Raw genomic sequence first — 11842 nt, 5'->3', positions numbered from 1 at the left:
ATGGTTTTTTTTCATAGTGTAGCTATTTCCCGGAATACGGCCGGTTAGCTTTTTAATAGGATGAACAATTTAAACCAAAGTAACTACAATTTACGGATTTATAAAATAAGCTTTTCTATAACTGATTTCACCGTACAATTCTATCGGGGTGCTGTTGCAGGAATTTTTCCCACCCCTTTCCTTTGGATATGCCCGCCAATGGACTGCTTTCCTGGTAGAAGTGACAAACCGCTACCGCCAGCGCATCTGTCGCATCAAAATAATCCGGGCGTTCTGAAACCTGAAGAATATGTTGCAGCATTTTCCAGACCTGCTCTTTGTCGGCATTACCGTTGCCTGTGACAGATTGCTTCACTTTTTTGGGAGAATATTCCGTTACCGGTACCCCGGCCTGCATGGCAGTAGCAATGGCTACACCCTGGGCCCGGCCCAGTTTCAGCATACTTTGCACATTCTTGCCAAAGAAGGGTGCTTCAATGGCAAAACTGGTAGGTTTATGCTGCAGTATTATTTCGTTTACCCGGGCGTGAATCAGTTGTAGCCTTTCGTAGTGATCTTTGAATTTAGAGAGTTTCAGCACGTCCATTTCAATCAGACTGGCTTTTTTACCTTCTATAAGTATAAGCCCATAGCCCATTACGAGCGTTCCGGGGTCAATGCCGAGAATTATTTTTGACTTGTTTGCCAACCACAGGTTATTTTTGCCAAAATTTTAATATCTGAACAAAAGTACCAAAATAATCCTCAATTACTTATTAGGCGCAGGGCTTTTTACATGGCTGGCATACTCTATATATACACAACTGATTCACCGCGATAACCTCCGGGAATCATTGCGGCATATGGGGGAATCACTCGAAAAGAAAGGCTGGATGGGCATCTTGCTGGTGTTGATATTTATGCTTATCAACTGGGGACTCGAAGCCAGGAAGTGGCAAAAGCTGGTGAAGCCATTACAGGAGATTTCTTTTTTAAGAGCCTTCAGCGCTATTCTTTCCGGGGTATCTTTATCTATTAATACCCCTAATCGTGTAGGCGAGTACGGTGGTCGTATCTTATATCTTAAAAATCATAATAAGCTCAAAGCTATTGCAGCAACGATAGTTGGTAGCTTCAGTCAGCTGATAGTGACTGTTATTTTTGGGTTAATTGGACTGATCTATTACCTGAATAACTTCGCGCTGGCAAAGGGAAATGGGCCAATGCCTGCCAGTATCTGGTATAAAATATTATTAGGGTTGCTGATAGTAATTTGTGTGCTGACGATATTGTTATATTTTCGGTTACGAATAATTCTGGCTGTTTTTGAGAAAGTGCCCCTTTTGCGAAAAATAAAAGTGTTTGTACAGATTATTGTGAAATACTCATCCGGAGATTTGCGTTACCTGTTGCTGCTTTCAGCCCTCCGGTATGTGGTCTTCTCGGCACAGTATTTGATTTTGTTGGACGCCCTGGGACTGGAATTCTTGTGGTGGCAGGCCTTTTTATTAAATAGTGTTATTTACCTGGTAATGGCAGTAGTGCCTACCATTGCCATCGCCGAACTGGGACTCCGCGGAAAAGTCAGCATCTTCTTTCTCGGTTTACTCAGTACCAACACGGCAGCTATCATAGCGGCCACTGTAGGGATCTGGTTGATTAATCTGGTGTTGCCGGCCGTATTAGGTAGTGTGCTGCTTTTAGGAGTAAAAATTTTTAAGGAAAAATAGCTTCCAGCAATGAGGTATCTTCTACTCATCATCTTAGGACTCTCCTGTGTTCAACCCACAAAAGCGCAAAATGATTTTTGCTCTATCCGCAATACCAGTTTCAATGCTGGTGAAACCATTACCCTGAAAGTATTCTATAACCTCGGGAAAATGTATGTAGGTGCCGGTGAAGCCACCTTCACCTGCGCTTTGGAACGGTTTGCCAACCGCGATGTTTATCATGTAACCGGTGATGGTAAAACCTACCGGGCATATGACTGGGTATTTAAAGTACGCGATAAGTACGAAAGTTTTATCGATACGGCTACCATGCAACCCCTCAAGTTCCTGCGGAATGTAAGCGAAGGCGGATACAAAATCTACAACAATGTGGTATTTAATCAGGCTGCCCATCAGGCCGTGAGTACCAACGGTACCTTTACGGTTCCTCCCTGTGTACAGGATGTGGTCAGCGCCATCTACTATGCCCGCAACATTGATTTTGGCCGGTATAATGTGGGAGATAAAATCCCTTTTGCCATGTTCCTGGACGATGAGGTGTATAATATCTACATCCGCTACCTGGGTACAGAAGAAATTAATACCAAATTCGGTAAATTCAGGGCCATCAAATTCAAACCCCTGCTGATTAAAGGGACTATTTTTGAAGGGGGGGAAAAAATGACGGTATGGGTGAGCGACGATGCCAATAAAATTCCCCTGCGTATCGAAAGCCCCATCTCTGTCGGCAATATTATCGTAGATATGATTGGTTACGGGAACCTGCGGCATCCGTTTACCTCCCTGTTAAAGAAGTAATACCTGTAATAATCCGCTACAGCAGCAGTTTTAACAATTTATTTGACTGGATAAGCCCAAATTTTAACGACCTTCCGTGCCGTAGAAAAACTTTATATTTGTTATAATCAACCCTTTATGATTATGGAAGAACGTAAACCGAAAATATTACTGGCTGAAGATGATACCAATTTGGGTATGGTGTTGAAAAACTACCTGGAATTGAATGACTATGATGTGGAGCTGTGCCGGGATGGTATCCTTGCATTGGCTGCCTTCCGCCGGGAGAAGTTCGACATTTGCCTGTTGGATATTATGATGCCCAATATGGACGGCTTTAAACTGGCAGAAGAAATCAGGGACGTAGACCCCGATATTCCGCTCTTTTTCCTGTCGGCCAAAACCATGAAGGAAGATATTATCCAGGGATACAAACTGGGCGCGGATGATTATATCTCCAAACCATTCGACAGCGAATTACTGCTGCTGAAAATTAAAGCTATCCTGAAACGTAACCAGGAGCTGAACAGCAAGGAAGAAGAAGTACACGAATTTGAGATCGGCTCCTATAAGTTTAACTCCCGCCTGCGTACGCTGGGACATAACGGAGAATCACATACGTTGTCGCCGAAGGAAAATGAACTGCTGCATATGCTGTGCGAACATAAAAATGACCTGTTACCACGGGAGCTGGCATTGAAAAAGATATGGGGCAGCGATACCTACTTCAATGGCCGCAGTATGGACGTATACATCGCCAAACTGCGTAAATACCTGAAGGAAGACAGCAACATTGAAATCGTGAATATTCACGGAAATGGTTTCAGACTGGTGGTGAAAGACTAAACAATCATCTCTTTTCAGATAAAACAACAGCGCCGGGTAATCTGATTACCCGGCGCTGTTTTATTTTATGCAGATGATATCAGAATAAAAGATTAGTGCCTCCCTGGAACGGTGTTTTTCCCAGATGCGTATAGGCTTTAGGCGTTACTTCCCTGCCCCGTGGGGTACGTTTCATAAAACCTTCCTGGATAAGGAAAGGTTCATACACTTCTTCCAGTGTGCCGGCTTCTTCTCCTACTGCGGTAGCAATGGTGGTGATACCCACCGGCCCTCCCTTGAAATTCTCAATGATAACCTGTAAAATCCGGTTATCCATTTCATCCAGGCCATATTCGTCTACATTGAGGGCTTTGAGGCTCAATTGGGCAATGTCCAGATCAATGATACCATTGCCTACTACCTGTGCAAAGTCGCGTACGCGGCGCAGCAGGCCATTTGCAATACGGGGGGTACCCCGGGAGCGGCGGGCGATTTCGCTGGCTGCATCAGAGGTAATTTTGGTGCCCAGCAGTCCTGCTGCACGCCAGATGATCTTCTGCAAGGTGGCCGCGTTGTAGTATTCCAGCCGCGACTTAATCCCAAACCGCGACAGCAAAGGGGCTGTCAGCAGGCCGGATCGGGTAGTGGCGCCTATCAGTGTAAACGGATGTAAGGTCAGCTGAATGGCACGTGCACTGGGACCGGTATCTATCATGATATCGATCCGGTAATCTTCCATGGCAGAATACAGGTACTCTTCCACGACGGTACTCAGTCGGTGTATTTCATCAATGAACAGTACGTCTTTATTTTCCAGGTTGGTCAGCAAACCGGCGAGGTCGCCGGGTTTTTCAATGACCGGCCCGGAAGTTTCTTTGATGCTAACGCCCATCTCATTGGCCACAATGCGCGAGAGGGTGGTTTTCCCCAATCCGGGAGGGCCATGAAACAATACGTGGTCCAGTGCTTCGCCACGCATTTTGGCCGCTTTGATAAATATTTTCAGGTTATCAATAATCTGGTCCTGTCCCGAAAAATCAATGATCTCCCGGGGACGTATACTATTCTCAAATTCTTTCTCAGCTGTGCTGAGATGATGTTCGTCTGGTCTTAAAGGCTGATTCGACATAATACAGTAAGTGCCCAAAAATACGTAATTAATATTTGGGGGCGGCGGAATTCCCGGCGGACGGTTTCCGGCAATTCCTGCACGAGGAGCGTACAATGGATGGTTTATTTTTATATATTTAATACGGCTGTTTATACTGCCGGTATACCTGCCTCACCTGGTTGTTGCCGGTAGCATAGCAAATCTGCAGTACTGTAAGTACCTGTGCGGACACTTTAGTATTTTAGTACCGTCACCTTAAATGTAACCGTTTATCAACGTAGACAACAAAAGATTACCCGCTCGTATGAAAAGAACATTGTTATTATTTGTCACTGCCAGCTGTTGGAGCACAATGGTGCATGCACAGGACATTAAAGAAAAAGAAGTAAGCCGCATTATCAGTACCCTGGCGGCAGACGATATGCAAGGCCGCAGGCCCGGCACTCCAGGTATTGAAAAAGCAGCACAGTTTATCAGCAGCGAATTTCAGAAAGCCGGATTGCAACCATTGGCGGGAGAGAAAAATTTCCGGCAACAGTTTGCCAAATACAGCCTGAAGGTTACCCAAACCCGTTTGCAGATCAACGGACAGGAACGCAACTGGCCGGTAATTCCGGTAGGTAAGGCCACCAGTATCCGTTGGGAAAAAGACACCAGTTACAACGTGGTGCATGTGAAAGACCTCAATACCTTACTGCCTTTACTGCGTCAGGGCAATAAACGGGAAAAAAATACATTGGTATGGCTGGATCCGGCCCTGGAAGGTTACCTGGGCGGATTAAATGCTTCATTTGCAGAACGTTTTCATGATCGTCCGGAAGATGTACAATCCACCGGTGATGCACAACCGCAATTGTTGATGGTGCTGGAAAAAGAACCGGTGGCCGATAGTCTGCCCTGGTCTGTATCGCTCACCCGGGAAGTGGTGAGCCAGCCTTTTACCAATATCGCGGGTATGATCAAAGGCAGTAAAAAGCCGGATGAATATGTGGTGTTTTCAGGTCACTACGATCACCTGGGTATTTTGCCTGCGGTGGCGGGCGACAGTATCGCCAACGGGGCAGATGATGATGCTTCCGGTACTACCGCTGTGATTATGCTGGCCAAACACTTTAAGCAATCACGCCCGGCACGCTCTATTATTTTTGTAGCGTTTACGGCAGAAGAATCCGGCGGCTATGGTTCTGGATATTTTTCAGAAAAACAGGATCCGGATAAAGTAGTGGCCATGTTTAATATCGAGATGATTGGTAAGGAATCCAAATTTGGTAAGAACAGTGCCTTTATCACTGGTTTTGAAAAATCTGATTTTGGTACCATTCTGCAACGTAACCTGAAAGGTTCTGCCTTCCATTTCTATCCGGACCCTTATCCGGAGCAAAACCTGTTTTATCGTTCAGACAATGCTACCCTGGCCAAACTGGGCGTACCGGCACATACAATTTCCACGACGCAGATAGATAAGGACAAACTGTATCATACCGTGAATGATGAACTGGAATCACTGGATGTAACGAATATCACCGATATCATTAAAGCTATTGCTACCAGTGCCAAAACCATTATTGGAGGGACGGATACGCCTACACGAATTGATCCGATGAAGGAGTAGTCGCTTATATCATATACTCATCTGATGTACGCATCATATATTGATCCGGTTCCGCCACTGGCAACCGGATCAATCTTTTTTATTTAACATTGGAACGTTTTATTTTCCGAAATAATTTTTATTTTTACGACCTGTATAACTCCCCTTTAGTCATTTAAAACCATATCGATATGAAAACCGGATTCCTACACTTTTTTGGGGCCCTGGGCCTCGCCACCATGGTGTTATCTTCTTGCTCAAACAAGGATATGTCCAAGCCAGATCAACCACCTATAGACGACAAGGATGCAGCGAGTGTGAGTTATGAAATTTCTGCCATTAATCCTACGTACACCTTAACACCAGATGCATCCGGCCGTTTATCCGCTATTGTTGGCGATAAGTCTATGGCAAAAGATGCATCCGGCGGTTTTGATATTACCTGGGATACCGCTACGGCACGGCTGAGAGAAATCCGCTTTTCTGCAAAACGAGGCGTTGATGAGGTAGATTTTTCATTGAAAACTGATCGGCAGATAGACCTGAAAAAAGTACCTTTCCTGCTGGGCGCCATCAAGATTCCGAAAGGGACTTATCAGTCCGTAAAAGTGTATGCCAGAGCGGAAGGCGACAAAAATAATCCGGTGGTAAAATTAAAAGGTAAATTAACCTGGGCAGGTAAGAAAATTCCTATGGAAATTCTGTTGTCCGGTAAAATTGAACTGAAAGCCAATGGTAAAGATGTAGTGGTAACCGATACGAAGATTGACTGGAAAGGTTCCCTGAAAATCTCTATGGACCTGATCCTGAACAAACTCCAGATCGGAGACTTCACAGGCTCTTTTACCGAGGGTAAATTAACGATCAATGTGAATGTGAACAGTAAACTGCACGACAAAGTGGTGAATTCACTGGAGAACAGTATGTCTGTTGAACATAGTCATAACTAAAAACAGGCTTTCAAAGACATTAAAAATGAACGGAGGTATATGAAGTCGATCTTCATATACCTCCGTTCATTTTAAGGCATTACTGCTGCCTGGAATTGCAATTCACTGTATACGGCAAAGTGATCGGATGCATACCGCCCACCCCAGGTCTGTGAGATGCTGGCATGTTTACGTACCCGGAAATTACCTTTCAGGAAAATATAATCAATCGGCTGATTGGACGTTTCCGCTATGTGCCACCCGTTAAAAGTGCCTTCCGGCCCGTAATGCGGCGTTTGACTAATAGCTTTACTATCGGTGAAGTGTAATGGATTGTTAGGGTCCATAACCACCTGGATTGGTTCGTCGTCAGGCGTGGCATTGAAATCGCCGGTAATGACTGCCGGTGTTTTGCCCGCTATCTGATGTACCTGTTGCAGCAGAAACTTGGCACTTTCGCGGCGCGCTATCTTACCCATGTGATCGAAGTGGGTATTGAAATGATAGAATATTTTATTGCTTTTTTTATCCTTGAACTGGCCCCAGGTAACAATACGGGTAATGGCCGCATCCCAGCCAATACTGCCTGGAACAGCCGGTGTTTCGGATAACCAGAACGTTTCATTTTTCAGCAGCTGCAAACGTGTGGTATCATAGAATATCGCAGAAAACTCTCCTTTTGTCCGGCCATCTTCCCGGCCGATGCCAATATATTTATATTGCGGGAGCCGTTGTTGTAAATCCTGCATCTGATCATACAGGGCTTCCTGTACGCCCACAATGCCCGCATGATGGAATAATATTTCTGCCGCTACATATTCCTTGCGGTGAGGCCAGGCATTTAAGCTGTCCTTAGGAGTGTTCAGCCGGATGTTGAAGGTCATTACTTCCAACGGCGCCTGGGCTACCACCGTGCCTGTTATCATCAGGCCACAGATAGCTGATAACCATAACTTGATCATACTATAACGATTTAGCATATAAAAGTAATACCTGCATCCGAGAAAGTCATCTTCCTGAAAAAGACTTGATAATTTGATCATCTGCCGGAACAAGGCATCAGCCGTGGGTATGCCTGCCTAAACGGAGTATCAGGTCGGGATCAGGGCAGTTCTGCAGGTATTTTTCCCGCTCGCTGTACCGGCATACACCCGGGTAATCGCCCCGCAGATTTTGCATGTCTTCGATGATCTGGCAGTGCAGGTGCGGCGGCCAGCCACCGTTTTCTGCCGGCGTACCAAAATGTGCCAGGAGATGTCCGCCGGCGATGGGCATATTTTCGTATAGCCCTTTCAGACTGGAGATGCTGAGATGCCCGTATAACACGTGAAAGGTATGTCCGGACAGCGTATGCTGCAGGATGATAGTAGCGCCATAATCCCCGAAATGATCATTAAAGCGGAAACTATGTACATGCCCGTTGAGCGGATTAAATACCGGCGTGCCCGCAGGCCCCCAGATATCCACTCCCAGGTGTAATCGCCGGGGTTCTTCACCGGCATCGAAATGCGGACTTACCGCATAAATGGTCCGGTGTTCGCCATAACCTCCGATGCCCAACCGGCAGCCGCCTTGCTCCAACGTGTTGTTGATATACCGGCTGAATTTTTGAATGTCTGCCAGAATGGTTTTGTTGAGGGTGGTATTATTGGCGGTGAAATCCATAACCAGTAACTGTTCCTCTTCTGACAGGAGAGGGATCACGGGTTTAAAGGAGGATTGATATTGTTTTAATATCTCCGGTAACATATCTTCAGACAGCTGTATTTCATCTAAATATAAATATTAATTTGTTTATAAAATAATCAAGTCTGTACCAGCAGCAGAAAAGAGAAGCGGAGCAGGGGCTAAAAGCAGAACGGTAGCATATTACAGACTTGCAATACGCTACCGTTCGGAATAAGAGGAATAAAAAGCAGATTAGATCACCACGTTGATCATCCGGCCTTTTACGATAATGATCTTTTTAGGTGTTTTACCTTCCAGCCATTTCTGCACGGCTTCATTGGCCAGTACTTCCTGCTCAATGGCCTCGTTGGCGGCATCCAGCGCAATACCCATTTCGGCACGGGTTTTACCGTTTACCGCAATCGGGTAGTTGAAAGTACTTTCCCTGGTATGGGCTTCATCATACACCGGATAAGGTGCATTCAGAATGCTTTCATTGTGTCCCAGGTATTGCCACAGTTCTTCACACAGATGCGGCGCATACGGTGTCAGTAATATCAGCACTGGTTCCAGGATGCTGCGTTTGTGGCAACGCAGGGAAGACAGCTCATTCACACAGATCATGAACTGGCTCACCGCGGTGTTATAGGAGAACCCGTTGGTATCATGATCTATTTTGTTGATGGTTTTGTGCAGGATTTTCAGCTCTTCCGGCGTAGCTGCCTGTTCATTCACCAGGATACCTTTCTGCTCATCTGCAAAAAGCCGCCACAGTTTTTTCAGGAAGCGGTGTACCCCTTCAATCCCTTTGGTATCCCAGGGTTTAGACTGTTCTACCGGACCCAGGAACATTTCATACATACGGAAAGTATCCGCGCCGTATTTTTCCACGAGGTCATTCGGGTTAACGGTATTGAATAAACGCTTACTCATTTTTTCGAGCTGTACACCACAGATGTATTTACCATCTTCCAGTATAAAGGTGGCGTTCTCAAAATCCGGTTTCCACTTTTTCAGTGCTTCGGTATCCAGTTCCACCCCATCTACGATATTCACATCCACATGCAGTTCATCGGTTTCGTACTGGTCTTTCAGGCCATGGGAAACAAACTGGTGAGTGCCGCGTATACGGTATACCAGTCTGGAGCTGCCACCGATCATACCCTGGTTGATGAGGGATTTGAATGGCTCTTCAAAACCAATGTGTCCCAGGTCATACAGTACTTTGGTCCACAGCCGGGAGTACAGCAGGTGGCCTACGGCATGTTCCGTACCGCCTACATATACATCCACCTGGTTCCAGTAATCAGTAGCCTTGCGGTCTGCAAAGGTGGTTTTATTATGCGGGTCCATGTACCGGAGGAAGTACCAGCTGCTGCCGGCATAACCAGGCATGGTGTTGGTTTCCCGTTTAACATCCGGTGCAATGTTTACCCAGTCGGTGATATTGGCCAGCGGACCTTCTCCTTCTTCTCCCGGTTTATATTCATCTACATGTGGTAATTCCAGCGGCAGGTCTTTTTCTTCCATCGCATAGGGAATACCATCTTTATAGATGATGGGGAAAGGTTCGCCCCAGTAACGTTGACGGCTAAAGCCGGCATCACGCATTTTGTAGTTGATCTGGCGTTTGCCGATGCCCATTTCTTCCAGCTTGCTGATCACGATGTCCATAGCGGGTTTCATGGCTGTACCATCCAGGAAGCCACTGTTTTGCAGGGTGGCCTCTTTGGTGGAATTGGCTTCTTCGCCATTAAAGGCATCGCCGATAATGTTGGTAATGGGGATATTGAAGTGACGGGCAAAGCCAAAGTCGCGCTGGTCGCCGCAGGGCACTGCCATGATGGCGCCGGTGCCGTAGCCTGCCAGTACATATTCTGCAATCCATACCGGAATTTCGCGGCCATCGAACGGATTGATGGCATAGGCGCCGGTGAAACAACCGGTTACCTGTTTTACATCTGCCATGCGTTCACGTTCGGAACGGCTTTGTACGTAATCGAGGTATTCCTGTATGGCTGTCTGTTGCTCCGGTGTGGTAATTTGCTGTACCAGCTCGTGTTCCGGGGCAATTACGATGAAGTCTACGCCAAAGATGGTATCAGGACGGGTGGTGTATACTTCCACCTGTTCCGTACTGTTTTTCACGGCGAATTTAATTTCTGCGCCCTGGCTCTTACCGATCCAGTTACGTTGCATTTCTTTCATCGCATCGCTGAAAGACACTGTCTCCAGACCTTCCAGGAGACGGTTGGCATATTCGGTGATCCGGAGGAACCATTGCCGCATTTTCTTTTTCACGACAGGGTAGCCACCACGTTCACTGACGCCGTTTACCACTTCATCGTTGGCCAGTACGGTGCCGAGGGCAGCGCACCAGTTCACTTCTGCATAGGCGAGGAAGGCCAGGCGGTATTGCATGAGAATATCGCGTTGTTCCTTTTCAGTATATGCCTGCCATTGTGCGGCGGTAAATTGTATGTTACGGTCGCCGGGGCATATGTGCGCGGTATTACCTTCTTTTTCAAAGATGGCTACCAGCTCGCTGATAGGCGTCGCTTTCTGCGTAACCCGGTTGTACCAGCTTTCGAAGATCTGCAGGAAAATCCATTGGGTCCATTTGTAGTACGATGGGTCGCTGGTATTGATTTCACGCTCCCAGTCGTAACAAAAGCCAATGTTATCCAGCTGTGTGCGGAAGGCATTGATATTGGCTGCGGTGGTAACTGCCGGATGCTGGCCGGTTTCCATCGCATACTGTTCTGCCGGCAAACCAAAGGCATCATAGCCCATGGTATGCAGCACATTATATCCTTTTAGCCTTTTATAACGCGCATAGATGTCCGTAGCGATGTATCCCAGCGGATGGCCTACGTGCAGGCCGGCACCGGAAGGATAGGGGAACATATCCAAAACATAACATTTCGGTTTGGGGCTGTCATTGCTTACCCGGTAAGCATGGGATGCTGCCCATTGTTCCTGCCATTTTTTTTCGATTGCCCTGAAATTGTATTCCATATCAGTTGTAGATGAGCAGTAGATAGCCGGATTTGTCAGACAATAGATCCGGGAATTACTGCGTTATCAGTTATAATTTTAAATATGACGAGATGCCAGTTAAGCAAAATAATGTTAAAATCATTAATACAGCAATGCCAAACCCATACATCTGTATAAATTGCCATTAATTCTGCCGGTTATAGCAACTGGCTGGCAAAATTAAATACATAAC

Annotated in this window: 10 protein-coding genes; 5 read left to right on the top strand and 5 right to left on the bottom strand. The window is 46.3% G+C overall.

All coding sequences use genetic code 11. The annotated features are described in order from the left end of the window. Positions 1-127 precede the first annotated feature (127 nt). On the bottom strand, positions 128-688 hold the full coding sequence (gene ruvC, locus OL444_RS00505) for a crossover junction endodeoxyribonuclease RuvC (protein ID WP_264735212.1): 561 nt from the start codon (positions 686-688) through the stop codon (positions 128-130). A gap of 31 nt (positions 689-719) precedes the next feature. Between ruvC and OL444_RS00500 the strand changes: the two genes are divergently transcribed. The 3 genes from OL444_RS00500 to OL444_RS00490 all read left to right on the top strand — a co-directional run bounded on the left by OL444_RS00500 (position 720) and on the right by OL444_RS00490 (position 3332). Beyond that, positions 720-1709, top strand: a complete 990-nt coding sequence (locus OL444_RS00500) for a lysylphosphatidylglycerol synthase domain-containing protein (RefSeq protein ID WP_307735020.1) — start codon at positions 720-722, stop codon at positions 1707-1709. 9 nt (positions 1710-1718) lie between these two features. Continuing rightward, positions 1719-2507: a DUF3108 domain-containing protein gene (locus OL444_RS00495; RefSeq protein ID WP_264735213.1), complete on the top strand. Its 789-nt coding sequence runs from the start codon at positions 1719-1721 to the stop codon at positions 2505-2507. A 123-nt stretch (positions 2508-2630) separates the two neighbouring features. Next, positions 2631-3332, top strand: coding sequence for a response regulator transcription factor (locus tag OL444_RS00490; RefSeq protein ID WP_264735214.1), 702 nt, complete (start codon positions 2631-2633; stop codon positions 3330-3332). A gap of 79 nt (positions 3333-3411) precedes the next feature. Here the strand turns inward: OL444_RS00490 and ruvB are convergent, their stop codons facing one another. After that, entirely contained in the window at positions 3412-4440 is a 1029-nt protein-coding gene (ruvB, locus tag OL444_RS00485) for a Holliday junction branch migration DNA helicase RuvB (RefSeq protein ID WP_264735215.1), read from the bottom strand. A 286-nt stretch (positions 4441-4726) separates the two neighbouring features. On the opposite strand from ruvB, the gene OL444_RS00480 reads away from it, so the two are divergent. Continuing rightward, positions 4727-6034, top strand: coding sequence for a M20/M25/M40 family metallo-hydrolase (locus tag OL444_RS00480; protein ID WP_264735216.1), 1308 nt, complete (start codon positions 4727-4729; stop codon positions 6032-6034). Between the two features lie 248 nt (positions 6035-6282). Beyond that, the gene (locus tag OL444_RS00475) at positions 6283-6963 is read left to right on the top strand and encodes a hypothetical protein (protein WP_264751997.1); all 681 of its coding nucleotides are present in this window, start codon (positions 6283-6285) and stop codon (positions 6961-6963) included. Positions 6964-7034: 71 nt separating this feature from the next. Here OL444_RS00475 and OL444_RS00470 read toward each other — a convergent pair whose 3' ends face one another. From OL444_RS00470 to leuS, 3 genes are all read right to left on the bottom strand, one after another. Beyond that, positions 7035-7904, bottom strand: a complete 870-nt coding sequence (locus OL444_RS00470) for an endonuclease/exonuclease/phosphatase family protein (RefSeq protein WP_264735218.1) — start codon at positions 7902-7904, stop codon at positions 7035-7037. 97 nt (positions 7905-8001) lie between these two features. Further along, positions 8002-8691: a peptidoglycan DD-metalloendopeptidase family protein gene (locus OL444_RS00465; RefSeq protein WP_264751996.1), complete on the bottom strand. Its 690-nt coding sequence runs from the start codon at positions 8689-8691 to the stop codon at positions 8002-8004. 171 nt (positions 8692-8862) lie between these two features. After that, on the bottom strand, positions 8863-11628 hold the full coding sequence (gene leuS / locus OL444_RS00460) for a leucine--tRNA ligase (protein WP_264735220.1): 2766 nt from the start codon (positions 11626-11628) through the stop codon (positions 8863-8865). Positions 11629-11842 lie beyond the last annotated feature (214 nt).

The organism is Chitinophaga nivalis, from assembly GCF_025989125.1.
GTDB lineage: Bacteria > Bacteroidota > Bacteroidia > Chitinophagales > Chitinophagaceae > Chitinophaga > Chitinophaga nivalis.
The sequence above is the reverse complement of the archived record's forward strand: the minus strand, read 5'-3'. Positions and strand labels throughout refer to the sequence as shown.